Origin of the sequence: Pseudomonas sp. NPDC087029, assembly GCF_044745345.1 — a bacterium.
In the GTDB taxonomy this organism is placed as follows: domain Bacteria; phylum Pseudomonadota; class Gammaproteobacteria; order Pseudomonadales; family Pseudomonadaceae; genus Aquipseudomonas; species Aquipseudomonas faucium.
Window position 1 is genome coordinate 292,738 of record NZ_JBIVAB010000003.1, and the last position, 25,356, is coordinate 318,093.

At 63.9% G+C, this 25,356-nt stretch carries 21 protein-coding genes; 8 read left to right on the forward strand and 13 right to left on the reverse strand.

Annotation, left to right across the window (positions count from 1 at the left end):
• Positions 1 to 2: 2 nt before the first annotated feature.
• The 11 genes from lpxD to rpsB form a co-directional block, all read right to left on the reverse strand.
• Positions 3 to 1,058: a UDP-3-O-(3-hydroxymyristoyl)glucosamine N-acyltransferase gene (gene lpxD / locus ACIPG5_RS07235; protein WP_236237804.1), complete on the reverse strand. Its 1,056-nt coding sequence runs from the start codon at positions 1,056 to 1,058 to the stop codon at positions 3 to 5.
• 1 nt (position 1,059) lies between these two features.
• Positions 1,060 to 1,563, reverse strand: coding sequence for an OmpH family outer membrane protein (locus tag ACIPG5_RS07240; protein ID WP_008094900.1), 504 nt, complete (start codon positions 1,561 to 1,563; stop codon positions 1,060 to 1,062).
• 44 nt (positions 1,564 to 1,607) lie between these two features.
• Positions 1,608 to 3,956, reverse strand: coding sequence for an outer membrane protein assembly factor BamA (gene bamA, locus ACIPG5_RS07245; protein ID WP_176513520.1), 2,349 nt, complete (start codon positions 3,954 to 3,956; stop codon positions 1,608 to 1,610).
• Positions 3,957 to 4,027: 71 nt separating this feature from the next.
• Positions 4,028 to 5,380 (reverse strand): RIP metalloprotease RseP, encoded by a 1,353-nt coding sequence (gene rseP / locus ACIPG5_RS07250; RefSeq protein WP_401373996.1) that lies wholly within the window; start codon positions 5,378 to 5,380, stop codon positions 4,028 to 4,030.
• Between the two features lie 42 nt (positions 5,381 to 5,422).
• The gene (ispC, locus tag ACIPG5_RS07255) at positions 5,423 to 6,613 is read right to left on the reverse strand and encodes a 1-deoxy-D-xylulose-5-phosphate reductoisomerase (RefSeq protein ID WP_176513525.1); all 1,191 of its coding nucleotides are present in this window, start codon (positions 6,611 to 6,613) and stop codon (positions 5,423 to 5,425) included.
• Entirely contained in the window at positions 6,610 to 7,425 is an 816-nt protein-coding gene (locus tag ACIPG5_RS07260) for a phosphatidate cytidylyltransferase (RefSeq protein ID WP_176513527.1), read from the reverse strand. The genes ispC and ACIPG5_RS07260 overlap by 4 nt, the downstream gene beginning before the upstream one ends.
• The gene (gene uppS, locus ACIPG5_RS07265) at positions 7,425 to 8,180 is read right to left on the reverse strand and encodes a polyprenyl diphosphate synthase (RefSeq protein ID WP_401373999.1); all 756 of its coding nucleotides are present in this window, start codon (positions 8,178 to 8,180) and stop codon (positions 7,425 to 7,427) included. The genes ACIPG5_RS07260 and uppS overlap by 1 nt, the downstream gene beginning before the upstream one ends.
• Before the next feature lie 16 nt (positions 8,181 to 8,196).
• A complete protein-coding gene (gene frr / locus ACIPG5_RS07270; RefSeq protein WP_401374001.1) occupies positions 8,197 to 8,754 on the reverse strand; it encodes a ribosome recycling factor in 558 nt (185 codons plus the stop codon).
• On the reverse strand, positions 8,751 to 9,494 hold the full coding sequence (gene pyrH, locus ACIPG5_RS07275; protein WP_027920035.1) for a UMP kinase: 744 nt from the start codon (positions 9,492 to 9,494) through the stop codon (positions 8,751 to 8,753). Before pyrH ends, frr begins: the two co-directional genes overlap by 4 nt.
• Positions 9,495 to 9,673: 179 nt before the next feature.
• Positions 9,674 to 10,537, reverse strand: coding sequence for a translation elongation factor Ts (tsf, locus tag ACIPG5_RS07280; protein WP_134825640.1), 864 nt, complete (start codon positions 10,535 to 10,537; stop codon positions 9,674 to 9,676).
• A 185-nt stretch (positions 10,538 to 10,722) separates the two neighbouring features.
• Positions 10,723 to 11,460, reverse strand: a complete 738-nt coding sequence (rpsB, locus tag ACIPG5_RS07285; protein ID WP_176513532.1) for a 30S ribosomal protein S2 — start codon at positions 11,458 to 11,460, stop codon at positions 10,723 to 10,725.
• 358 nt (positions 11,461 to 11,818) lie between these two features.
• On the opposite strand from rpsB, the gene map reads away from it, so the two are divergent.
• The 3 genes from map to dapC are packed head-to-tail and all read left to right on the forward strand — an operon-like array spanning position 11,819 to position 16,578.
• A complete protein-coding gene (gene map / locus ACIPG5_RS07290) occupies positions 11,819 to 12,601 on the forward strand; it encodes a type I methionyl aminopeptidase (RefSeq protein WP_176513535.1) in 783 nt (260 codons plus the stop codon).
• A 39-nt stretch (positions 12,602 to 12,640) separates the two neighbouring features.
• A complete protein-coding gene (locus ACIPG5_RS07295) occupies positions 12,641 to 15,343 on the forward strand; it encodes a [protein-PII] uridylyltransferase (protein ID WP_176513537.1) in 2,703 nt (900 codons plus the stop codon).
• Positions 15,344 to 15,381: 38 nt separating this feature from the next.
• On the forward strand, positions 15,382 to 16,578 hold the full coding sequence (gene dapC / locus ACIPG5_RS07300; protein ID WP_176513539.1) for a succinyldiaminopimelate transaminase: 1,197 nt from the start codon (positions 15,382 to 15,384) through the stop codon (positions 16,576 to 16,578).
• 121 nt (positions 16,579 to 16,699) lie between these two features.
• Here dapC and ACIPG5_RS07305 read toward each other — a convergent pair whose 3' ends face one another.
• Positions 16,700 to 18,346: a Na+/H+ antiporter gene (locus ACIPG5_RS07305; protein WP_176513541.1), complete on the reverse strand. Its 1,647-nt coding sequence runs from the start codon at positions 18,344 to 18,346 to the stop codon at positions 16,700 to 16,702.
• Positions 18,347 to 18,595: 249 nt separating this feature from the next.
• Here ACIPG5_RS07305 and ACIPG5_RS07310 point away from each other — a divergent pair, with 249 nt between their 5' ends.
• From ACIPG5_RS07310 to ACIPG5_RS07325, 4 genes are all read left to right on the forward strand, one after another.
• The gene (locus ACIPG5_RS07310; RefSeq protein WP_075043977.1) at positions 18,596 to 18,943 is read left to right on the forward strand and encodes an ArsC family reductase; all 348 of its coding nucleotides are present in this window, start codon (positions 18,596 to 18,598) and stop codon (positions 18,941 to 18,943) included.
• Between the two features lie 42 nt (positions 18,944 to 18,985).
• The gene (gene dapD, locus ACIPG5_RS07315; protein WP_401374005.1) at positions 18,986 to 20,020 is read left to right on the forward strand and encodes a 2,3,4,5-tetrahydropyridine-2,6-dicarboxylate N-succinyltransferase; all 1,035 of its coding nucleotides are present in this window, start codon (positions 18,986 to 18,988) and stop codon (positions 20,018 to 20,020) included.
• Between the two features lie 82 nt (positions 20,021 to 20,102).
• Positions 20,103 to 21,308 (forward strand): cysteine desulfurase, encoded by a 1,206-nt coding sequence (locus tag ACIPG5_RS07320; RefSeq protein WP_401374007.1) that lies wholly within the window; start codon positions 20,103 to 20,105, stop codon positions 21,306 to 21,308.
• Positions 21,305 to 21,718 carry a SufE family protein gene (locus ACIPG5_RS07325; RefSeq protein WP_401374009.1) on the forward strand — a complete coding sequence of 138 codons (414 nt, stop codon included), beginning with the start codon at positions 21,305 to 21,307 and terminating at the stop codon, positions 21,716 to 21,718. The genes ACIPG5_RS07320 and ACIPG5_RS07325 overlap by 4 nt, the downstream gene beginning before the upstream one ends.
• 67 nt (positions 21,719 to 21,785) lie before the next feature.
• Here the strand turns inward: ACIPG5_RS07325 and tcdA are convergent, their stop codons facing one another.
• The gene (gene tcdA / locus ACIPG5_RS07330) at positions 21,786 to 22,595 is read right to left on the reverse strand and encodes a tRNA cyclic N6-threonylcarbamoyladenosine(37) synthase TcdA (protein ID WP_176513549.1); all 810 of its coding nucleotides are present in this window, start codon (positions 22,593 to 22,595) and stop codon (positions 21,786 to 21,788) included.
• 134 nt (positions 22,596 to 22,729) lie between these two features.
• Here tcdA and ACIPG5_RS07335 point away from each other — a divergent pair, with 134 nt between their 5' ends.
• The gene (locus ACIPG5_RS07335; protein ID WP_286913694.1) at positions 22,730 to 25,321 is read left to right on the forward strand and encodes a glycosyltransferase; all 2,592 of its coding nucleotides are present in this window, start codon (positions 22,730 to 22,732) and stop codon (positions 25,319 to 25,321) included.
• Positions 25,322 to 25,356 lie beyond the last annotated feature (35 nt).

Sequence of the window (25,356 nt, forward strand, 5' to 3'; positions counted from 1 at the left end):
TATCAGCCTTCTGATGTCGGCTGGCCACCTGAGGTCACGGTATCGACACGTTTTTCCAGCTGCTGGAGACGCTTGGACATGTCGTCCAGCTGGCGGATACGCGCGGCGCTCTTGCGCCAGTCAGCCAGGGGCTGCATGGCAGTACCGGAAGAGTAGGCACCCGGTTCGGTGATCGAACGGGTCACCATGGTCATCCCGGACACGAATACGTTGTCGCACACATCGATGTGGCCGACCATACCGACGCCGCCGGCGATGGTACAGTGCTTGCCGATGCGCGTGCTGCCGGAGATCCCGACGCAGGCAGCCATCGCCGTGTGCTCACCGATCTGAACGTTGTGGGCGATCTGGATCTGGTTGTCGAGCTTGACCCCATCGGCGATCCGCGTGTCGGACAGCGCGCCGCGGTCAACGGCGGTGTTCACGCCGATTTCAACGTCATCACCGATGGTGACGCCGCCAATCTGGGCGATCTTGCGCCAAACGCCCTTCTCGTTGGCAAAGCCGAAGCCCTCGCCACCGATCACGGCGCCCGACTGGATGACCACACGCTTGCCGATGGTCACGTCGTGGTACAGCGTGACCCGTGGCGCCAGCCAGCCGCCCTCGCCGACCACGCAGCGGGCACCGATCACGCAATGCGCACCGATGCTGACGTTGGCGCCAATGCACGCACCGCTCTCGATGACCGCGAACGGCCCGATGCTGGCGCTGGCATCCACCTGGGCATCCTCGGCAACCACGGCGCTGGGATGAATACCCGCCTCAGCCTTGGGCTTGGGATCGAACAGGTGGGAAATGCGCGCGTACGCCAGGTACGGGTCGGGCACGATCAGGGCATTGCCGGCAAAACCTTCGGCGTCCGCAGCCTTGAGCAGCACCGCGGCAGCCTGGCTGTTGTCCAGGAATTTGCGGTACTGCGGGTTGGCCAGGAAGCTCAGTTGGCCGGGGCCAGCCTCCTGCAAGGTGGCCAGCCCGGTGATCTGCAGCGCCTCAGGGCCTTGGAGTGTGGCCCCGAGGGCCTCGGCCAGCTGGCCGAGCGTCATGGTCACGGTCATATCAACGGGCTTGGTTCATGCGCTCGATGACTTGGCGGGTGATGTCGTACTGAGGTTTGACATCGATGACCGCACCGCGCTCGAGAACCAGGTCGTAACCGCCCTTCTTGATCACTTCCTCGACAGCGCCATCGAGCTTGGGCTTGAGCTGCTTGAGCATGTCGCGGTCGGCAACGGCCTTGGCTTCGTTCAGCTCCTTGGACTGGAACTGGAAGTCACGGGCTTTCTGCTTGAATTCGAGCTCCAGGCGCTCACGCTCAGGCTGCGCCATTTTGTCGCCGCCTTTGATCAAACGGTCCTGGATGCCTTTGGCGCTGCTTTCCAGGCTCTTGAGCTTGGTCAGCTGCGGGCCGAACTTCTTCTCGGCATCGACCGCGTACTTCTTGGCGGCATCGGATTCGAGCAGGGCCATCTGATAGTTCAGCACGGCAACCTTCATTTCGGCGAAAGCCGGGGTGGCGACCAGCGCCGCGGCCAGTACGGCCAGTTGAGTCAACTTACGCACGATGCACTCCTGGATAAACCGTTGTCGTTAAGCAAGGGCCGACCTTAGAAGGTCTGGCCCAGAGAGAATTGGAACACCTGGGTATCGGCATCGTCCGGCTTCTTCACCGGCATCGCCAGGCTGAAGCTCAACGGGCCCAGGGCCGTGATCCAGGTAACGCCCAGGCCAACGGAGCTGGCCATGCCCGAGAAGCCGACCTTTTCGCAATCCGGCTTGCTGCCGCAGTTGGTGTCGAACACGTTACCCACATCCCAGAACACGGAGGTGCGCAGCGAACGCTGGTCCTTGACGAACGGCAGCGGGAACAGCAGCTCGACGCCACCTTGCACCAGCACGTTGCCACCGAACGGCAGCGGATCCTGGTCCGGGTCAGCAATGGTGCCTGGGTTCTTGCCGGTACTTGGCGTACTGCGTGGGCCCAGGCTGCTGTCCTTGAAGCCACGGACGGAGTTGAAGCCACCCGCGTAGTAGTTCTCGTAGAACGGCAGGCCGGAAGTACCACCGAAACCATCACCATAGCCCAGTTCCGTGTGCAGGCGCAGGGTGTAGTTGTTGGTGATCGGCTTGAACAGCTGGCCACGGTAGTCGAGCTTGTAGAACGACAGGTCGCTGCCCGGGATGGTCGATTCCAGGGTCAGGCTCTGGGAGTGACCACGGGTCGCCAGCACGCCTTTGTTCAGGGTCGATTCGGACCAGCCGATCGAAGCCTTGAAGTTCAGGAAGTTGTCGCCTTCTTCCTTGAGGAAGTCGAAGATCTCGTCAACGGTGTACTTGCCGGTCTTGATCTTGTCCTGCTGCACGCTCAGGCCGTAGGTCAGGCGCGAAGTTTCGCTGATCGGGTAGCCCAGGCTGACGCCCGCGCCGTAGCTGTCGACCGCGTAGCTTGCCACGTCGACATCGAGGTCGTCGTAGTCGGTGCTGCGGTAGAAGGCGTTGTAACCCAGGCTCACGCCGTCGGCAGTGAAGTAGGGATCGACGTAACCGAAGTTGTAGCGGGTCTGGTACTCGGAACGGGTCAGGCCGATGGACACCTTGTTACCGGTACCCAGGAAGTTGCTCTGGCTGATCGAACCACCGAGGATCAGGCCGGCGCTCTGGGCGAAACCGACGCTGGCGGTGATCGAGCCGGAAGCCTGCTCTTCGACGCTGTAGTTGACGTCGACCTGGTCGTCGGTGCCTGGCACCGGCGGGGTCTCGACGTTGACTTCCTTGAAGAAGCCCAGGCGCTCGAGGCGAGTCTTGGACTGGTCGATCAGGTAGGTCGAAGCCCAGCCACCTTCCATCTGACGCATCTCACGGCGCAGCACTTCGTCTTCGGTCTTGGTGTTGCCGCGGTAGTTGATGCGGTTGACGTAGGCACGCTTGCCCGGGTCGACCACGAACATGATGTCAACGGTGTGGTCCTGGTCGTTCGGCTGCGGCACGCCGTTGACGTTGGCGAAGGTGTAGCCCTCGTTACCCAGACGACGGGTGATCAGCTCGGACGTGGTGGTCATCACCTTGCGCGAGAATACCTGGCCCGGCTGCACCAGCAGCAGCGACTTGACCTGGTCTTCCGGCACCTTGAGATCACCGGAGAGCTTCACGTCGCGGACGGTGTATTTCTCGCCTTCGTTGACGTTGACGGTGATGTAGACATGCTTCTTGTCCGGGGTGATCGACACCTGGGTAGAGGCGATGTCCATGTTGATGTAGCCGCGGTCCAGGTAGTAGGAACGCAGGCGCTCCAGGTCACCGGAGAGTTTCTCGCGGGCGTACTTGTCGTCGTTCTTGAAGAATGACAGCCAGTTGGTGGTCTTCAGTTCGAACAGCTGCGACAGCTCTTCATCGTCGAACACGGTGTTGCCGACGATGTTGATGTGCTGGATGGCCGCGACCGTGCCTTCGTTGATCTTGATCTTCAGCGCGACGCGGTTGCGCGGCTGCGGCACCACTTCGGCGTCGACTTCGGCCGAGTAGCGGCCCTGGGCCACGTACTGGCGCTGCAGCTCGTTACGCACGCCTTCAAGGGTGGCACGCTGGAAGATTTCGCCTTCGGCCAGGCCCGATTGCTTCAGGCCCTTCATCAGGTCTTCGGTGCTGATCGCCTTGTTGCCTTCGATCTCGATGCTCGACACCGACGGGCGCTCGACCACGTTGATGATCAGGACATTGCCGTCGCGGTTCAGCTGGATGTCCTGGAAGAAGCCGGTCTTGAACAGCGAGCGGGTCGATTCCACCAGGCGGCGGTCATCGGCCTGGTCGCCGACGTTGAGCGGCAAGGCACCGAAGACGCTGCCGGCGGATACCCGCTGCAGGCCGTTGACACGAATATCGGAGATGGTGAAGGACTCGGCGTGAACTTCAGCGATCATCAGTGCGGAGAGGACCGCAGTTAGCAGCAGACGTTTCATGAAGTCCTTTTATTCCAACTGGCAATAAACAACCTGCCGCGAAGTGGCGGCAGGTTCGCAATGCGAAGCTTTTATAGTCGACCCAGATCGTTGATCAGGGCGAGCAACATCACCCCTACGACCAAACTGATACCGATCTGGACCCCCCAACCTTGCACCCGATCGGACAGCGGACGACCGCGCGCCCACTCGACCAGGTAAAACAGCAAATGCCCCCCATCCAGTACGGGAATGGGCAGCAGGTTAAGAACCCCCAGGCTTATGCTCAGGTAGGCCAGGAAATTCAGGAAATCCCCCACGCCGGACTGGGCTGAAGCGCCCGCCACTTTAGCAATGGTTATCGGTCCGCTCAAGTTTTTTACCGAGAGCTCCCCGAACAGCATTTTCTTCAGCGATTCGAGGGTCAGCACACTCATGTTCCAGGTGCGCGACAGGCCCTCGCCCACGGCCTCCAGCGGGCCGTAGCTGACTTCGCGGAGCATGCTGGCTGGCCATTCGCCGCCTTTCACGCCCGCACCCAGGTAGCCGCCCGAGGCCTTGCCCTCACCCTTGCGGGCCAGGGTTACCGGCACTTCCAGGGCCGCACCGTCACGCTCGACGCGCAGCATGACCTTGACTTCGGGGCGAGCGCGCACGCTGTCGACCAGCTGCTGCCAGTCCTTGAGCGCCACACCATCGAGGGCCAGCAGGCGGTCGCCGGTTTTCAGGCCAGCCGCCGCGGCCGGGCCCTTGCCATCGATCTCGGCCAGCACCGGCTCAAGCGCCGGGCGCCAAGGGCGCAGCCCAAGGGACTGGATCGGGTCCGGCTCGTCGGCGCCCTTGAGCCAGCTGTCGAGCTTGATCTGCAGCTGGCGCTCGGCGCTGGCACCTTCATCACGCACGCCAACCTGCAGCGTGCCGCTCTCGCCCAGGCGCCGAACCAGTTGCAGGTTGACCGCCGACCAACCGCTGGTCGGTTTGCCATCGACCGAGACAATTTCCTGGCCCGCCATCAGCCCGGCGGAAGCCGCCAGGCTGTCCGGCTCGACAGCCCCGATCACCGGGCGAATCTGCTGGGTGCCCAGCATCGCCAGGATCCAGAAGAACACGATGGCTAGGAGGAAGTTGGCAATGGGGCCGGCTGCCACGATGGCGATTCGCTGGCGCACCGATTTGCGATTGAACGACTGCTCCACCAGCGCCGGCGGCACTTCGCCTTCGCGCTCGTCGAGCATCTTCACGTAGCCGCCCAATGGGATCGCCGCCACCACGAACTCGGTGCCCTGGCGGTCATGCCAGCGCAGCAGTGGCGTGCCAAAACCCACTGAAAAACGCAGTACCTTCACGCCACAGCGGCGAGCGACCCAGAAGTGGCCGAATTCGTGGAACGTGACCAGTACACCCAGGGCCACCAGGGTGCCGATAATCATGTAGAGCGCAGTCATGTCTATCTCCGAATGACGTTCAGCCAAACCCTGGGCAGGGTGTCAGCGGCCGTGGCGGCGAAGCCACTCGCGGGCCAGTTCGCGGGCGCGCTGGTCGGCGGCGAACACCGCATCCAGCGAGGGCAGCGGCACCACAGGTTCCTGGTCGAGCACCTGTTCGATCATACCCGCGATCTCCGGGAAGCGGATACGCCGCTCGAGAAATGCCTCGACCGCCACCTCGTTGGCAGCGTTGAGCACCGCCGGGGCACTGTTGCCCGCCTCGGCGGCCTGGCGTGCCAGGCGCAGGCACGGGAAGCGCTGCTCGTCGGGCGCCTGGAAGTCCAGGCGGGCGATGGCGAACAGATCGAGCGGGGCGACCCCCGAATCGATCCGTTCGGGCCAGGCCAGGGCGTTGGCGATGGGGGTGCGCATGTCCGGGTTGCCCAACTGGGCCAGCACCGAACCGTCGACGTAATCGACCAGCGAATGGATCACGCTCTGCGGGTGCACCACCACTTCGACCTTGGCCGGCGCCGCATCGAACAGCCAGCAGGCCTCGATCAGCTCCAGGCCCTTGTTCATCATGCTTGCCGAGTCCACCGAGATCTTGCGGCCCATGGACCAGTTCGGGTGTGCACAGGCCTGCTCGGGCGTGACATCGGCCAGTGCCGCCTGCGGCGTTTCACGGAACGGCCCGCCCGAGGCGGTCAGCAGGATGCGGCGCACCCCCACCTGGCTCAGGCCACGACCGTAATCGCCCGGCAGGCACTGGAAGATCGCGTTGTGCTCGCTGTCGATCGGCAGCAGCACCGCGCCGCTCTGGCGCACGGCGTCCATGAACAGCGCGCCGGACATCACCAGCGCTTCCTTGTTGGCCAGCAGCACCTTCTTGCCGGCCTGCACGGCCGCCAGGGTCGGGCGCAAGCCCGCGGCGCCGACGATGGCGGCCATCACGGCATCCACCTCGGGCGCCGCGGCGACTTCACAGAGGCCCGCCTCCCCTTCCAGCACTTGGGTGGCGCAAGCGGCCGCCGCAAGGCCTTCACGCAGGCGCAAAGCCGCCTCGGCGCTGGGCACCACGGCAAAGGCAGGACGATGCCGCAGGCACAGGGCCAGCAGCTCGTCGACACGCGAATAACCGCTCAGGGCGAACACCTGGTAGCGTTCGGGGTGACGCGCAATGACATCCAGGGTGCTCAGGCCGATCGAACCGGTCGCCCCGAGTACGGTAATGCGCTGCAGTGCACTCACATCACACCCCATTCGGCCGCCCACAACAGCACCGCGAACAGCGGGATGGCCGCCGTCAGGCTGTCGATGCGGTCGAGCACGCCGCCGTGGCCCGGCAGCAGGTTGCTGCTGTCCTTGATCCCGGAGCGGCGCTTGAACATGCTCTCGGTCAGGTCACCGACCACCGACGCCATGACCACCAGCGCAGCGCCCAGCAGCCCCAGCAGGATCTGCCCGACACCCCAGTCACGGCTGATGCCGACCACCAGGGTAATCACCAGGCTGACCGCAAGGCCGCCATACACGCCTTCCCAGCTCTTGCCCGGGCTGACCAGCGGCGCCAGCTTGCGCTTGCCGAAGGCCCGGCCGGAGAAATAGGCACCGATATCGGCGGCCCATACCAGCACCATGACCGACAGGATCAACCAGTTGCCCAGCTGCCAGTGCTTGAGCAGGATCAGCCCTTGCCAGGCCGGCAGCAGGATCAGCAAGCCGATCAGCAGGCGGCAGGCGGCGCTGGCCCAGAGTTCGCTGCTGCGCGGGTAGGTGAGTACCAGCCAGGTCGCCAGCCCCCACCAGATCACCGACGCACCGAGCACCCAGGGCGCCAGGTCAGGCATCAGATAGAGCAGCATCAGCGCCCCGGCGACCACGGCGGCGTAGGCGATGCGCAGCGGCTGGGCCATCAAGCCGGCCAAACGCGCCCACTCCCAGGCACCGAGGGTCACCACGAAGCCGATGAACAGGGCGAAATCCCCACCTTCGAGCAGGAAAAATCCACCCAGCGCGATCGGCAGCAGGATCAGCGCGGTAATGATGCGTTGTTTAAGCATTAAGCACGAGCTCCAGCCTCGACCTGCTCGCTGGTCTTACCAAAGCGGCGCTGGCGCGAAGCGAAATCGGCCAGGGCAGTGCGCATGGCCTCGTGTTTGAAGTCCGGCCAATACAGGTCGGAGAAGTACAGTTCGGCGTACGCCAGCTGCCACAGCAGGAAGTTGCTGATGCGGTGCTCGCCACCGGTGCGGATGCACAGGTCGGGCAGCGGCAGCTCACCCGTGGCAAGGCAGGTCTGCAGCAGGCCCGGGGTGATGTCGTCCGGGCGCAGATGGCCGGCCTGGACCTCACGCGCCAGACGCTGGGCAGCCTGGGCAATGTCCCACTGGCCACCATAATTGGCGGCGATCTGCAGGATGAAGCGATTATTGCCCGCGGTCAGCGCTTCGGCTTCGCGCATGGCGGCCTGCAGCTCTGGGTGGAAGCGCGAACGGTCACCGATGATGCGCAGGCTGATGTTGTTCTCGTTGAGGCGCTTGGCCTCACGGCGCAGCGCCTTGAAGAACAGGTCCATAAGGGCACTGACTTCGTCCGCCGGTCGCTGCCAGTTCTCACTGGAGAACGCAAAAAGCGTGAGCACCTCGACTTTTGCGTCGGCGCACACTTCGATCACGGCGCGCACCGCATCGACACCCGCTTTATGCCCGGCAACGCCGGGCATAAAGCGCTTCTTCGCCCAGCGATTATTCCCATCCATGATGATTGCCACGTGACGCGGCACCACGGAGGGCACAGTCTGCTTGGTCTTTTCCATGAAGGCGTCCTGACCCTTAGATGGCCATCAGGTCCTTTTCTTTTTCTTCGGTGGCCTTGGCGATCTTCGCCTCGAAATCCTTGATCAGCTTGTCGATGTCGGCACTGGCACGACGCTCTTCGTCTTCACTGATTTCCTTGTCCTTGGACAGCTTCTTCAGGTCACCCAGGGCGTCACGACGAATGTTGCGCACGGCAACGCGCGCATCTTCGGCCGCGGCGCGAGCCTGCTTGGTGAAGCCCTTGCGGGTTTCTTCGGTCAGCGGGGGCATATTGACCAGCAGCAACTCACCCAGGTTGGTCGGATTGAGATTCAAGCCGGCGCTGCCGATGGCCTTGTCGATGGCGCCCAGCATGTTGCGCTCGAAAGGCACGACTTGCAGGGTCTGGTTATCCTTGACGGTCACGTTGGCGACGCTGGTCAGCGGGGTGTCGGAGCCATAATAAGGCACCAGCACGCTGCCCAGGACGCTCGGATGCGCCTTGCCGGTGCGGATTTGGCCAAATGCGTGGATCAGCGAGTCCAGCGACTTTTGCATGCGGGCCTGGGCGTCTTTCTTGATTTCGTTGATCATTTTTGAACTTCCTCGATCAGAGTTCCTTCCGCGCCGCCATGCACGATGTTCAGCAGGGCGCCGGGTTTGTTCATGTTGAAGACGCGCAGCGGCATCTTGTGGTCGCGGCACAGACAGATTGCCGTCAGGTCCATCACGCCCAGCTTGCGATCCAGCACTTCATCGTAGGTAAGATGATCGAACTTCTCGGCATGCGGGTCCTTGAATGGATCTGCAGTGTATACACCATCGACCTTGGTTGCCTTCAATACCACGTCGGCATCGATTTCGATGGCGCGCAGGCAAGCGGCGGAGTCGGTGGTGAAGAACGGGTTGCCGGTACCGGCAGCGAAGATAACGACTTCCTTGGCGTTCAGGTGACGCATGGCTTTGCGGCGATCGTAGTGATCGGTCACGCCCACCATGGAAATGGCCGACATGACGATGGCGGTAATGTTTGCCCGCTCCAGCGCGTCGCGCATGGCCAGGCCATTCATTACGGTTGCCAGCATGCCCATGTGGTCGCCGGTGACGCGGTCCATGCCGGCTGCACTGAGCGCCGCGCCACGGAACAGGTTACCACCACCAATGACCAAGCCTACCTGGACGCCGATGCCGACCAGCTGGCCGACTTCCAGCGCCATGCGATCCAGGACCTTGGGGTCGATCCCGAACTCTTCCGAGCCCATCAGGGCCTCGCCGCTAAGTTTGAGTAGAATGCGTTTATAGCGAGCCTGATGACCACTGCCCTGCTGAGCCATTGCGAATCTCTCCTGCGGCGTTTGTAAAAAATTCTGGCGGGCTGCTTGAGCCTGCATGTAACTCTAACGTGACGCAGCAACTGCGTCAGCGAGCGACGGTCTCGTAAACCGCTCCCGCTTTGACAAAGAGGCTGCGCGCGTGAGCGGGCAGCCTCTTTGGGGCGACAGACGGGGCTGTCTTACTGCTTGGCAGCAGCTACCTGAGCGGCAACTTCAGCAGCGAAGTCGTCGACTGGCTTCTCGATGCCTTCGCCAACCTTGAAGTAGGTGAAGGAAACGATTTCAGCACCGGCTTTCTTGGCCAGTTCGCCAACTTTGACTTCCGGGTTCATCACGAAAGCTTGCTCTTTCAGCGACGCTTCGGCTTTGAACTTGGTGATACGACCGTTGATCATGTTCTCAACGATGTTTTCCGGCTTGCCGGCGATCTTGTCGGCGTTCAGCTGCAGGAAGACGTTCTTCTCGCGCTCGATGGCCTCGGCGGAGATTTCCGACGCGTCCAGGAACTCTGGGTTCGAAGCTGCAACGTGCATGGCGATGTTCTTGGCCAGGTCGACGTCGCCGCCTTTCAGAACCACGACAGCACCGATCTTGTTGCCGTGCAGGTAGGCGCCGACAACGTCGCCTTCAACGCGCGCCAGGCGACGGATGTTGACGTTTTCGCCGCACTTGGCAACCAGGGCTTCACGAGCCGCTTCACGCGAAGCGATCAGCGGAGCTGCGTCGGTCAGCTTCTGGGCGAAGGCTTCTTCGAGGCTTTCGGCGACGAAGTTCTTGAAGTCGTCTTGCAGGGCCAGGAAGTCGGTCTGCGAGTTCACTTCCAGCAGGACGGCGGATTTACCGTCGGCCTTGACCGCGATAGCGCCTTCAGCAGCGACGTTGCCAGCCTTTTTGGCGGCCTTGATGGCGCCCGAGGCACGCATGTCGTCAATGGCTTTCTCGATGTCGCCGCCGGCCTTTTCCAGGGCCTTCTTGCAATCCATCATGCCTTCGCCGGTACGCTCGCGCAGTTCTTTCACCAGCGCTGCAGTAATTGCTGCCATTTCAAAATCCTCTTGGAAAGTTTTTCAACCATTCCACCCGCTCGTCACGGGCGTTCAATTCTGCAAATCCGCTGTTTCTGATTCAGCCGGCCCATGATGCGGGGCGCATGCTGACAGCAGGATTTCAAGGTGGCAAAAAGGGGGCAAAGCCCCCTTTTCGCGTGCCAAGTAGACGCTAGCGCCTATTACTCAGCAGCTGGTGCAGCCGCTTCTTCAGCGTAGACTTCGGTGCCGCCGGCAACATTGTTGCGGCCGCGGATGACGGCGTCAGCCATCGAAGTCATGTACAGCTCGATAGCGCGAATGGCGTCATCGTTACCTGGGATAACGAAGTCAACGCCTTCTGGGCTGCTGTTGGTATCGACAACGCCGATGACCGGGATGCCCAGCTTGTTGGCTTCGGTGATGGCAATGCGCTCGTGGTCAACGTCGATCACGAACAGGGCATCAGGCAGGCCGCCCATGTCCTTGATACCACCCAGGCTGCGGTCCAGTTTTTCCAGATCGCGGGAACGCATCAGGGCTTCTTTCTTGGTCAGCTTGGCGAAGGTGCCATCGTCGGCCTGGGTTTCCAGGTCGCGCAGACGCTTGATCGAAGCACGGATGGTCTTGTAGTTGGTCAGCATGCCGCCCAACCAACGGTGGTCAACGTATGGCGAACCGCAACGAGCAGCTTGCTCGGCGACGATCTTGCCGGCGGAACGCTTGGTGCCGACGAACAGGATCTTGTTCTTGCCCTGGGCCAGGCGCTCAACGAACGACAGAGCGTCGTTGAACATCGGCAGGGTTTTTTCCAGGTTGATGATGTGGATCTTGTTACGCGCGCCGAAAATGAACTTGCCCATTTTCGGGTTCCAGTAACGGGTCTGGTGGCCGAAGTGCACACCGGCCTTCAGCATATCGCGCATATTGACTTGGGACATGATAGTTCCTTGATAAGTCGGGTTGGGCCTCCACGTATCCCAATGACCAACCCATGCAGCCGAACCGCAGTTCGAAGTTGCCGGGCACCCAGGTCATCGTGTCGACACGTGTGTGGGTTTAAGGCTGACGGGGTCGTCCCCGAAAGCGGCGCATTTTATACCACAGACCGCGGGCGAACGGAACCCGGATAAAGGCACGTCCGTCAGCGGTTTTTGCAGCACCCCGCCAAACAGGCCAGAATGCCCTCTATAGACAGCAGCATGGCCGCCTTTATCCCGACAGAATGCCGCCCTGCTCTGTTAGAATCCGGCCTTTCCCGTTTGTTCGCGCCGTGCACGGCGCCGTAGAGAGCCTGTAATGACCGTCACCATCAAGACCGCAGAAGACATCGAGAAGATGCGCATCGCCGGCCGCCTGGCCGCCGAAGTGCTGGAGATGATCGAAGAACACGTCAAGCCCGGTGTCACCACCGAGGAGCTCGACCGCATCTGCCACGACTACATCGTCAACGTCCAGCAGGCGATCCCGGCCCCGCTCAACTACAAGGGCTACCCCAAGTCGATCTGCACCTCGATCAACCATGTGGTCTGCCACGGCATCCCCAATGACAAGCCGCTCAAGGATGGCGACACGCTCAACATCGACATCACCGTGATCAAGGACGGCTACCACGGCGACACCAGCCGCATGTTCCACGTTGGCAGCGTGCCGGTATGGGCCGAGCGCCTGTCCAAGGTCACCCAGGAGTGCATGTACAAGGCCATCGAGCTGGTCAAGCCGGGCTGCCGCCTGGGCGACATCGGCGAAGTGATCCAGAAGCATGCCGAAAAGAACGGCTTCTCGGTGGTGCGCGAGTTCTGCGGCCACGGCATCGGCAAGGTGTTCCATGAAGAGCCGCAGATCCTCCACTACGGCAAGGCCGGCACCGGCATGGAGCTCAAGGAAGGCATGACCTTCACCATCGAGCCGATGATCAACCAGGGCAAGGCCGACACCAAGGTGCTGGGCGACGGCTGGACCGCCATCACCAAGGACCGCAAGCTCTCCGCCCAGTGGGAACACACCCTGGTGGTGACCGCGACCGGCTACGAGATCTTCACCCTGCGCAAGGACGACACCATCCCGCGCACCTCGGCCTGATTGCGCCAAGGGCTACCCCTACGACAGGAACGCGACGCGATGCCCCAGGTGGATCCCGAGCTGTTCGACCGCGGCCAGTTCCAGGCGGAACTGGCCCTCAAGGCGAGCCCCATCGCCGCCTTCAAGAAAGCCATCCGCCAGGCCGGCGAGGTGCTCGACAAGCGTTTTCGCGAAGGCCGCGAAATCCGCCGCCTGATCGAGGACCGCGCGTGGCTCGTCGACAACATCCTGCAACAGGCCTGGAAGCAGTTCGACTGGGGCGACCCTAGCGGTATCGCCCTGATCGCCGTGGGCGGCTACGGGCGCGGCGAACTGCACCCGCACTCGGACATCGACCTGCTGATCCTGCTGGGGGCCGCCGAGCATGAACAGTACCGCGATGCCATCGAGCGCTTTCTCACCCTGCTGTGGGACATCGGCCTGGAAGTCGGCCAGAGCGTGCGCACCGTCGATGAATGCGCCGAACAGGCGCGCGCCGACCTGACGGTCATCACCAACCTGATGGAAAGCCGCACCATCGCCGGCCCCGAGGCGTTGCGCCAGCGCATGCTGGACGTCACCAGCACCGCGCACATGTGGCCGAGCAAGGAATTCTTCCTGGCCAAGCGTGCCGAGCTCAAGGCCCGCCATCACAAGTACAACGACACCGAATACAACCTCGAACCCAACGTCAAGGGCTCGCCCGGCGGCCTGCGCGACATCCAGACGGTGCTTTGGGTGGCCCGCCGCCAGTACGGCACGCTGAACCTGCATGCACTGGCCGGCGAAGGGTTTCTGCTGGAAAGCGAAAACGAGCTGCTGGCCTCCTCCCAGGACTTCTTGTGGAAGGTGCGCTACGCCCTGCACATGCTGGCCGGGCGCGCCGAAGACCGCCTTTTGTTCGACCACCAGCGCAGCATCGCCGCGCTGCTCGGCTACAGCGACGAGAACCCCAAGCGCGCCATCGAGCAGTTCATGCAGCAGTACTACCGGGTGGTGATGAGCATCAGCCAGCTGTGCGACCTGATCATCCAGCACTTCGAGGAAGTCATCCTCGCCGATGACGACAGCGGCACCACCCAGCCGCTCAATGCCCGCTTCCGCCTGCACGACGGCTACATCGAAGCGGTCAGGCCCAACGTGTTCAAGCGCACCCCGTTCGCCATGCTGGAGATCTTCGTGCTGATGGCCCAGCACCCGGAGATCAAGGGCGTGCGCGCCGACACCGTGCGCCTGCTGCGCGAGCACCGGCACCTGATCGACGACACCTTCCGCAACGACATTCGCAACACCAGCCTGTTCATCGAGCTGTTCAAGTGCGAAATCGGCATCCACCGCAACCTGCGGCGGATGAACCGCTACGGCATCCTCGGGCGCTACCTGCCGGAGTTCGGCCTGATCGTCGGGCAGATGCAGCATGACCTGTTCCACATCTATACGGTCGATGCGCACACCCTCAACCTCATCAAGCACCTGCGCAAGCTGCAGTACACGCCGGTGTCCGAGAAATTCCCGCTGGCCAGCAAGCTCATGGGCCGCCTGCCCAAGCCCGAGCTGATCTACCTGGCCGGGCTGTACCACGACATCGGCAAGGGCCGCCAGGGCGACCACTCCGAGCTTGGCGCAGTGGATGCGCAGAAGTTCTGCGAACGCCACCAGTTGCCAGCCTGGGACAGCCGGCTGATCGTCTGGCTGGTGCAGAACCACCTGGTGATGTCGACCACCGCCCAGCGCAAGGACCTGTCCGACCCGCAGGTGATCAACGATTTCGCCCTGCACGTGGGCGACGAAACGCGCCTGGACTACCTGTATGTGCTGACCGTGGCCGACATCAACGCCACCAACCCCAGCCTGTGGAATTCCTGGCGCGCCAGCCTGCTGCGCCAGCTCTACACCGAGACCAAGCGTGCCCTGCGCCGCGGCCTGGAAAACCCGCTCGACCGTGAAGAGCAGATTCGCCAGACCCAGAGCGCGGCGCTGGACATCCTGATCCGCGAAGGCACCGACCCGGACGACGTCGAGCAGCTCTGGTCGCAACTGGGCGACGACTACTTCCTCAAGCACACCGCCGCCGACGTGGCCTGGCACAGTGACGCGATCCTCCAGCAGCCTGCCGATGGCGGCCCGCTGGTGCTGATCAAGGAAACCACCTCCCGCGAGTTCGAGGGCGGCACGCAGATCTTCATCTACGCCCCCGACCAGCACGACTTCTTCGCCGTGACCGTGGCGGCCATGTCGCAGCTCAACCTGAACATCCATGACGCGCGCATCATCACCTCGAGCAGCCAGTTCACCCTCGATACCTACATCGTGCTGGACAACGACGGCGGCTCGATCGGCGACAACCCGCAGCGGGTCAAGCAGATCCGCGACGGGCTCACCGAAGCGCTGCGCAACCCCGAGGACTACCCGACCATCATCCAGCGCCGGGTGCCGCGCCAGCTCAAGCACTTCAACTTCCCGCCGCAGGTGACCATCCTCAACGATGCCCAGCGGCCGGTGACCATCCTCGAAATCACCGCGCCGGACCGCCCCGGCCTGCTGGCGCGGCTCGGGCGCATCTTCCTGGAGTTCGACCTGTCGCTGCAGAACGCCAAGATCGCCACCCTCGGCGAGCGCGTCGAGGACGTGTTCTTCATCACCGACGCCGACAACCAGCCGCTGTCCGACCCGCAGCTGTGCAGCCGCCTGCAGGAAGCCATCGTGCAGCAGCTGCAGGCCGGCCAGGCCAGCGAGCCCAGCCCGACCCGCATGAACATTTAACGATTCAACGATAAGACGATTGACGAGACCTTGCGCCGATGAACCACGCCTTGACCCAGCTTCAGCCCTACCCGTTCGAGAAACTTCGCGCCCTGCTGGGCAGCGTGAAACCCGCGGCGGACAAGCGCGCCATTGCGCTTTCGATCGGTGAGCCCAAGCACGAATCGCCGGCCTTCGTCGCCAAGGCCATGGCCGACAACCTCGACAAGCTCGCGGTCTACCCCAGCACCCTGGGCCTGCCGGCCTTGCGCCAGGCCATCGGCCAGTGGTGCGAGCGGCGTTTCGGTGTACCGGCCGGCTGGCTGGATGCCGACCGCCATATCCTGCCGGTCAACGGTACCCGCGAAGCGCTGTTCGCCTTCACCCAGGCCGTGGTCAACCGCGCCGATGATGGCCTGGTGGTCAGCCCCAACCCGTTCTACCAGATCTACGAAGGCGCAGCGCTGCTCGCCGGCGCCACCCCGCATTACCTGCCATGCCTGGAAAGCAACGGCTTCAACCCCGACTTCGATGCCGTGCCGGCCGAAGTCTGGCAGCGCTGCCAGGTCCTCTTCCTGTGCTCGCCAGGCAACCCCACCGGCGCACTGGTGCCGATGGATACCCTGAAAAAACTGATTGCCCTGGCCGACGAGCATGACTTCGTGATTGCCGCCGACGAGTGCTACAGCGAGCTGTACTTCGACGAAGACGCGCCACCGCCGGGCCTGCTCAGCGCCTGCGCGCAGCTTGGCCGCAGCGACTTCAAGCGTTGCGTGGTGTTCCACAGCCTGTCCAAGCGCTCCAACCTGCCAGGCCTGCGCTCGGGCTTCGTCGCCGGTGACGCCGAGATCATCAAGCCGTTCCTGCTGTACCGCACCTACCATGGCTGCGCGATGCCAGTGCAGACCCAGCTGGCCAGCGTCGCCGCCTGGCAGGACGAAGCCCATGTGCGCGCCAACCGCGACCAGTACCGGGCCAAGTACGATGCCGTGCTGGATATCCTGCAGCCGGTCATGGACGTGCAGCGCCCCGATGGCAGCTTCTACCTGTGGGCCAAGGTGCCGGGCTGCGATGCCGACTTCACCCGCGACCTGTTCGAGGCGCAGCATGTGACCGTGGTGCCGGGCTCGTACCTGTCGCGTGAGGTGGATGGCGTGAACCCAGGGGCCGGGCGCGTGCGCATGGCACTGGTTGCGCCACTGGCCGAGTGCATCGAGGCGGCAGAGCGGATTCGCGCGTTTCTGCAAAATCGCTGATTGAGTGGGGGCCGCTCTGCGGCCCAATCGCCGGCAAGCCGGCTCCTACAGGGGCTGCGCCGGGCTCAAACTTGTGGGAGCCGGCTTGCCGGCGATTGGGCTGCAAGGCAGCCCCAGGGTGCTACTTGACCGCCCCCAGGTTCGCCTCGCTCATATCCAGCTCCCCCAACACCTGCCGCACCACCTCATCACCCACCAGGTGCTGGCGATGCAGGTTGTACAGCTCCAGCCGCTGCGCGCGCAGCGCACGCAAACGCAAACGCCGCTCCAGCAAGTCCATCTGCTCGGCCAGCGCCCGCGCCTCGGCCGTGTCGTTGTAGCTGTTCAGCTCATCGCGATACTCGGCCATCAACCTGGCCTTGAGCTCGGTGGCCATGGTCGCCTGCGCCGCATCCTGCGGTGCGCTGGCGTCAATCACCTCTTCCGCCTCCAGGGCATGGATCGCCGCCTCGACCGTGCGCCGCCAGGCGTCCAGCACTTCCTGGTGCAACCGCTCGTCGGGCGTTCGGGTCACCCCGCGCAGCAGGAACGGCAGGGCAATGCAGGCACTGATCAGCGACAGCAGGATGACCCCGGCGGCGATGAAGATCAGCAAGTCCCGTTCGGGGAACGCCACGCCTGCACTGATCAGCAGCGGCACCGACATCACGCCGGCCAGGGTCACCGCCCCGCGCACGCCGCCCAAGGTCAGCAACCAGCACGAGCGCGCCGTCGGCATCAGCACCAGGGCCGGCTTGCCCCGCCACCGGCGCACCACGCCAATCGCGCGCCAGATGCTCTGCACCCAGATGAAGCGCAGCAGCACCAGCGCCGCGAAGATCGCCAGCACATCCAGGCAACGCCAGGCCAGGGTCGGCCATACGGTGGTTTCGTGGCTGACCACGGCCTTGATGATGTCCGGCAGTTGCAGGCCCAGCAGCAGGAAGATCAAGCCGTTGAACGCGAACTCCAACAGCGACCACACACTGCGGTTGAGCAGGCGGGTGCTGGTCTGCCGGGGCAGCAGGTCGAGCCAGCTCTGCATCATGCCGGCCGCCACCGCCGAAAGGATGCCGGAAACGCCCAGGCGCTCGGCCAGCACATAGGCGGCAAAGGGCAGCAGCAACATGAACACCACGTGGGTGGCCGGGTCATCCCAGCCACGGGCGATCATCCAGGCCCGCAGGCGGCCGATCAACCAGCTCAGGGCCACGCCGACCGCCAGGCCACCCAGGGCCACCAGGACGAAACTGAAGCTGGCATCGGCCAGCGAGAAGGCCCCGGTGATCGCTGCGGCCAGGGCGAACTTGAAGGTCACCAGGCCCGAGGCGTCGTTCATCAGCGCCTCGCCCTGGAGCATGTGCATCAGCGGGGTCGGCAGGCGGTCCTGAGCAATGGCCGAAACCGCCACGGCGTCGGTCGGCGATAGCACCGCGGCCAGGGCGAAGGCCACCGGCAACGGGATGGTCGGCAGCAACCAGTGGATGAAATAGCCGGCCCCCACCACGGTGAACAGCACCAGCCCCACGGCCAACGCCACCACCGGGCCACGGATGCGCCACAGCTCGCGCTTGGGCATGCGCCAGCCGTCGGCGAACAGCAGCGGCGGCAGGAACAGGAAGAGGAACAGCTCGGGGTCCAGGGCAACATGCAGGCCGAGGGTTGGCCACGCCAGCAAGGCACCGGCGCCAATCTGCACCAGCGGCAGCGGCAGCGGAATCACCCGCCCGACCAGTTTCGACACGCTTACCAGCGTCAGCAGGATGAGGACGGTATAGGCGGACTGCATCCGTGAAAGCTTCCTTTGTGAACCAAAAACTACAACAGGGCGAAACATCGCCATTGAAACAATATGTTAGCGGGGCCGGGCAATCTTGGGCCGCTGCACGATAGTCGCAGGTGGCAAATGAATATGTAACACGATGATACGTGTCTTGGGTTGCACACCCGTGGCGCCGCGAGGATCGTTCCCGCATAATCCCGCGACTGACTATCAGAAAGGGAGAAATTGGGGAAACCTTTGACCCCAATGTACACAATGACCTACACGCTCTACGGCATCAAAGCCTGTGACACCATGAAAAAGGCACGCACCTGGCTCGAAGACCAGGCCATCGCCTACGAATTCCACGATTACAAGACCCAAGGCATCGACCGCGACAGCCTGAACCGCTGGTGCGACGAACACGGCTGGGAAGTCATCCTCAACCGTGCCGGCACCACCTTCCGCAAGCTCGACGACGCCAGCAAGGCCGATCTCGACCAGGCCAAGGCCGTCGAACTGATGCTGGCCCAGCCGTCGATGATTAAGCGCCCGGTGCTCGACCTTGGCGCGCGCACCCTGGTGGGCTTCAAGCCCGACCTGTACGCCGCCGCCCTGGCCTGACCCGGTCACCGCTTCATACCCTATTTCGCACGAGGTAATCACATGTCCAATTCCCTGTTCAGCCTGGCCTTCGGCGTCGGCTCCCAGAACCGCCAGGGCACCTGGCTGGAAGTCTTCTACGCACAACCACTGCTCAACCCGAGCGCCGAACTGGTGGCCGCCGTGGCACCGATTCTCGGCTATGAAGGTGGCAACCAGGCCATTGCCTTCAGCAACGCCCAGGCCTCCCAGCTGGCCGAAGCCGTCAAAGGCGTCGACGCCGCCCAGGCCGCCCTGCTGACCCGCCTGGCCGAGAGCCACAAGCCGCTGGTCGCCACCCTGCTGGCCGAAGACGCGGCCCTGGCCTCCACCCCAGAGGCCTACCTTAAGCTGCACCTGCTGTCGCACCGCCTGGTCAAGCCGCACGGCCTGAGCCTGGCCGGCATCTTCCCACTGCTGCCGAACGTGGCCTGGACCAACCAGGGCGCCGTCGACCTGGGCGAGCTGGCCGAACTGCAACTCGAAGCACGCCTGAAGGGCGAGCTGCTGGAAGTGTTCTCGGTCGACAAGTTCCCGAAGATGACCGACTACGTGGTCCCGGCCGGCGTGCGTATCGCCGACACCGCCCGTGTGCGCCTGGGCGCCTACATCGGCGAAGGCACCACCATCATGCACGAAGGCTTCGTCAACTTTAACGCCGGCACCGAAGGCCCGGGCATGATCGAAGGCCGCGTCTCGGCGGGCGTGTTCGTCGGCAAGGGTTCGGACCTGGGCGGCGGCTGCTCGACCATGGGCACCCTGTCCGGCGGCGGCAACATCGTCATCAAGGTCGGCGAAGGCTGCCTGATCGGCGCCAACGCCGGCATCGGCATCCCGCTGGGCGATCGCAACACCGTCGAAGCTGGCCTGTACATCACTGCCGGCACCAAGGTGAACCTGCTCGACGAGAACAACCAGCTGGTCAAAGTGGTCAAGGCCCGCGACCTGGCCGGCCAGACCGACCTGCTGTTCCGCCGCAACTCGCTCAACGGCGCGGTGGAGTGCAAGACGCACAAGTCGGCGATCGAGCTGAACGAGGCGCTGCACGCCCACAACTGAGAACTCCCCACGGGTTCGAAGTGTTAAGATCGGGTCTGGCGCACTCACGCCAGACCCGATTTTCATTCCAGGCCCCGTGATCATGTTCCAGCCCTCCCCCTGGCGTGCCGATTTCCCCGCCATCGCCGCCCTGCAACGGCAGCACCAGACCTACCTGGACAGCGCCGCCACCACCCAGAAGCCCCAGGCCCTGCTCGATGCCCTGAACCATTACTACGGGCATGGCGCGGCCAACGTGCACCGTGCCCAGCACCTGCCCGGCGCCCTCGCCACCCAGGCCTTCGAAGCCAGCCGGGACAAGGTGGCCGCCTGGCTCAATGCCGAGCAGTCGCAGCAGATCGTCTTCACCCACGGCGCCACCTCGGCCCTTAACCTGCTGGCCTACGGCCTGGAACACCGCTTCGAGGCGGGCGACGAGATCGTCATCAGCGCCCTGGAACACCACGCCAACCTGCTGCCCTGGCAACAACTGGCTCGGCGCCGCAACCTGCACCTTGTGGTACTGCCGCTGGACGCCCACGGCCGCATCGACCTGGAGCAGGCGCTGCAACTGATCGGCCCGCGCACGCGGCTGCTTGCCCTTGGCCAGCTGTCCAACGTGCTCGGCACCTGGCAGCCCTTGCCGGCGCTGCTGGCCCATGCCCGCACCCAAGGGGCACTGACCGTGGTCGATGGCGCCCAGGGCGTGGTCCACGGCCGCCATGACGTGCAGCAACTGGGCTGCGACTTCTACGTGTTTTCCAGCCACAAGCTGTACGGGCCTGATGGCGTTGGCGTGCTGTACGGGCGCCGCGATGCGCTGGCGCTGCTGCGCCACTGGCAGTTCGGCGGCGAGATGGTGCAGCTGGCCGACTACCAGAGCGCCAGCTTCCGCCCCGCGCCACTGGGTTTCGAGGCAGGCACCCCGCCGATCGCCGGCGTTGTCGGCCTGGGCGCGACCCTGGATTACCTGGCCAGCCTCGACGCCCAGGCGGTCGAGGCCCATGAGGCGCACCTGCATCAAGGGCTGCTGCGCGGCCTTGCCGATCGCGAAGGCGTGCGCGTGCTCGGCACGCCGCAGGCGGCCTTGGCCAGTTTTGTCGTCGAAGGCGTGCACAACGCCGACATCGCCCATCTTTTGACTGAACAGGGGATTGCCGTGCGCGCCGGGCATCACTGCGCCATGCCGTTGCTCAAGGGCCTGGGGCTGGAGGGCGCGATTCGCGTGTCGTTGGCGCTGTACAACGACAGCGATGACCTGCAGCGCTTCTTCGATGCGCTCGACCAGGGCCTGGAGCTGTTGCGATGAGCTTGCCGGTAGAAGCCCACGAGGCCTTGCAGCGTTTCGAGCAGGCGCGCGGCTGGGAGCAGCGTGCGCGGTTGCTGATGCAGATGGGCGACACCCTGGCGCCGCTTGAGGAGGCCGAGAAATCCGAAGGCAACCGGGTGCATGGCTGTGAAAGCCTGGTGTGGCTGGTGGCCGAGCAGCGCGAGGGGCATTGGCGGTTCAAGGCCAGCAGCGATGCGCGGCTGTTGCGCGGGTTGCTGGCGTTGTTGCTGGTGCGCGTGCAGGGGTTGTCCAGCGCTGAACTGGCGGGGCTGGACCTGCAGGGCTGGTTCACCCAGCTGGGCCTTGAGCGTCAGCTGTCGCCGTCGCGCAGCAATGGGCTGCATGCGGTGCTGCAGCGGATGGCCGAACTGGCCCGAAATCCGCGCTGATGCATTCGCGGGGCGAGCCCGCTCCCACAAGTACCCCCACAGTTTTTTGTGGGCGGGGGCAAAACAGTTATTGCGCCTTGACCCGCTCCGAAGGCCGCCGCGCACCTGCCACCAACTTCTCCACCGCCTTGCTCGCCGCCACCATGCCAAAGGTCGCGGTCACCATCATCACCGCGCCAAAGCCGCCCGCGCAGTCCAGGCGCACACCTTCACCGACGAAGCTCTTCTGCAGGCAAACGCTGCCATCGCCCTTGGGATAACGCAGCTGCTCGCTGGAAAACACACAAGGCACGCCGTAGTTGCGGCTGACATTGCGCGAGAAGTTGTAGTCGCGGCGCAAGGTCGAGCGCACCCGTGAGGCCAGCGGGTCGTTGAAGGTCTTGTTGAGGTCGCCGATCTGGATCTGCGTCGGGTCGATCTGCCCGCCCGCACCGCCGGTGGTGACGATGGCGATCTTGCGCCGCCGGCACCAGGCGATCAGCGCGGCCTTGGCCATCACGCTGTCGATGCAGTCGATGACCGCATCGAGGTTTTCGCTGATGTATTCGGCCATGGTCTCGCGGGTGACGAAATCGGCCACCGCATGCACCGTGCACGCCGGGTTGATCGCCCGCAGGCGTTCGGCCATCACCTCGACCTTGGGCCGCCCGACCTGGCCCTCCAAGGCATGGGCCTGGCGGTTGGTGTTGCTGACACAGACGTCATCGAGGTCGAACAGGGTGATTTCGCCCACGCCACTGCGCGCCAGCGCTTCGGCCGCCCACGAGCCGACCCCGCCGATACCGACGACCGCCACGTGGGCCTGGCGCAGGCGCTGCAGGCCTTCGTCGCCGTAAAGCCGGGCGACGCCGGCGAAGCGTGGATCTTCTGTGCTCATGTTGCTACCCCGAAGCTCAATGCCGCAAAAATCGGCGCGCATTATAGGCCAGTGGCCGCCTTCAGCTCCATCGTTAGGAAAGAGCCTGCCAATGCTGCTTTAATGTCCTATCACCTGGACAGATTTGGATCACAATGTCTTCACGCAAATTCGGCCTCAACCTGGTCGTGGTGCTGGCCATCGCCGCACTGTTCACCGGGTTCTGGGCCCTGGTCAACCGCCCGGTTTCGGCACCGGCCTGGCCGGAGCAGATCTCCGGTTTCTCGTATTCTCCGTTCCGCCTCGGCGAAAGCCCGCAAAAGGGCCAGTACCCCAGCGACGACGAGATGCGCCAGGACCTGGAGCAGATGAACAAGCTGACCGACAGCATTCGTATCTATACGGTCGAAGGCACCCAGGCGGAAATTCCGCGCCTGGCCGAGGAATTCGGCTTGCGCGTGACCCTGGGCATCTGGATCAGCACCGACCTTGAGCGCAACGAGCGCGAAATCGCCAAGGGCATCGAGCTGGCCAATACCTCGCGCAGCGTCGTGCGCGTGGTGGTGGGCAACGAAGCGCTGTTCCGCGAAGAGGTCACCCCCGAGGCGCTGATCCAGTACCTGGACCGGGTGCGTGCCGCGGTCAAGGTGCCAGTCACCACCAGTGAACAATGGCACATCTGGAAAGAACACCCTGAACTTGCCAAGCACGTCGACCTGATCGCGGCGCACATCCTGCCCTACTGGGAGTTCGTGCCGATGAAGGACTCGGTGCAGTTCGTGCTCGACCGGGCCCGCGAGCTCAAGCACGAGTTCCCGCGCAAGCCCCTGCTGCTGTCGGAAGTCGGCTGGCCGAGCAACGGCCGCATGCGCGGCGGCGCCGATGCCACCCAGGCCGACCAGGCCATCTACCTGCGCACCCTGGTCAACACCCTCAACCGCCGCGGCTACAACTACTTCGTCATCGAAGCCTATGACCAGCCGTGGAAGGCCAGTGACGAAGGCTCGGTCGGTGCGTATTGGGGCGTGTTCAACGCCGAGCGCCAGCAGAAATTCAACTTCGAAGGGCCGGTGGTGGCGATCCCGCAATGGCGCGCCCTGGCGGTGGCCTCGGTGGTGCTGGCGATGATCGCCCTGACCGTGCTGCTGATCGACGGCTCGGCCCTGCGCCAGCGCGGGCGCACCTTCCTCACCTTCATCACCTTCCTCTGTGGGTCGGTGCTGGTGTGGATCGGCTACGACTATAGCCAGCAGTACAGCACCTGGTTCAGCCTCACCGTCGGCGTGCTGCTGGCATTGGGCGCGCTGGGCGTGTTCATCGTGCTGCTGACCGAGGCCCACGAGCTGGCCGAGGCGGTGTGGATCCACAAGCGCCGCCGGGAATTTCTGCCGGTGCAGGGCGACAGCGCCTACCGGCCGAAAGTCTCGGTGCACGTGCCGTGCTACAACGAGCCGCCGGAGATGGTCAAACAGACCTTGGATGCCCTTGCCGCCCTGGACTACCCGGACTACGAAGTGCTGGTGATCGACAACAACACCAAGGACCCGGCCGTGTGGGAGCCGCTCAAGGCCCACTGCGAGAAGCTCGGCGAGCGCTTCAAGTTCTTCCATGTGGCGCCATTGGCCGGCTTCAAGGGCGGCGCCCTGAACTACCTGATCCCGCACACCGCCAAGGATGCCGAGGTGATCGCGGTGATCGACTCGGACTACTGCGTCGACCGCAACTGGCTCAAGCACATGGTGCCGCACTTCGCCGACCCGAAGATTGCCGTGGTGCAATCGCCGCAGGATTACCGCGACCAGCACGAAAGTGCCTTCAAGAAGCTGTGCTACAGCGAATACAAAGGCTTCTTCCACATCGGCATGGTCACCCGCAACGACCGTGACGCGATCATCCAGCACGGCACCATGACCATGACCCGGCGCACCGTGCTCGAAGAGCTGGGCTGGGCCGAATGGTGCATCTGCGAGGACGCCGAGTTGGGCTTGCGGGTGTTCGAGAAAGGCCTGTCGGCCGCCTATGCCCACAACAGCTATGGCAAGGGCCTGATGCCCGACACCTTCATCGACTTCAAGAAGCAGCGCTTCCGCTGGGCCTACGGCGCGATCCAGATCATCAAGCACCACGCCTCGGCCTTGCTGCGCGGCAAGGGCAGCGAGCTGACCCGTGGCCAGCGCTACCACTTCCTGGCCGGCTGGCTGCCGTGGATCGCCGATGGCATGAACATCTTCTTCACCGTCGGCGCCCTGCTGTGGTCGGCGGCGATGATCATCGTGCCGCACCGGGTCGACCCACCGCTGATGATCTTCGCCATCCCGCCGCTGGCGCTGTTCTTCTTCAAGGTGGGCAAGATCATCTTCCTGTACCGCCGCGCGGTGGGGGTGAACCTCAAGGATGCCTTCGCCGCGGCGCTGGCCGGCCTTGCGCTTTCGCATACCATCGCCAAGGCGGTGCTGTATGGGTTCTTCACCAGCAGCATGCCGTTCTTCCGCACGCCGAAGAATGCCGACAGCCATGGTGTGCTGGTGGCGATTTCCGAAGCGCGCGAAGAGCTTTTCATCATGTTGCTGCTGTGGGGAGCTGCGGCGGGCATCTACCTGGTGCAGGGGCTGCCGAGTTCGGACATGCGCTTCTGGGTGGCGATGTTGCTGGTGCAGTCGCTGCCGTATCTGGCGGCGTTGGTGATGGCGTTGTTGTCGTCGTTGCCAAAGCCTGCGGACAAGCTGGCAGAAACGCAGCAGGCTTGAGATTGTCAGGGGCTGCCTTGCAGCCCCATTGGCCC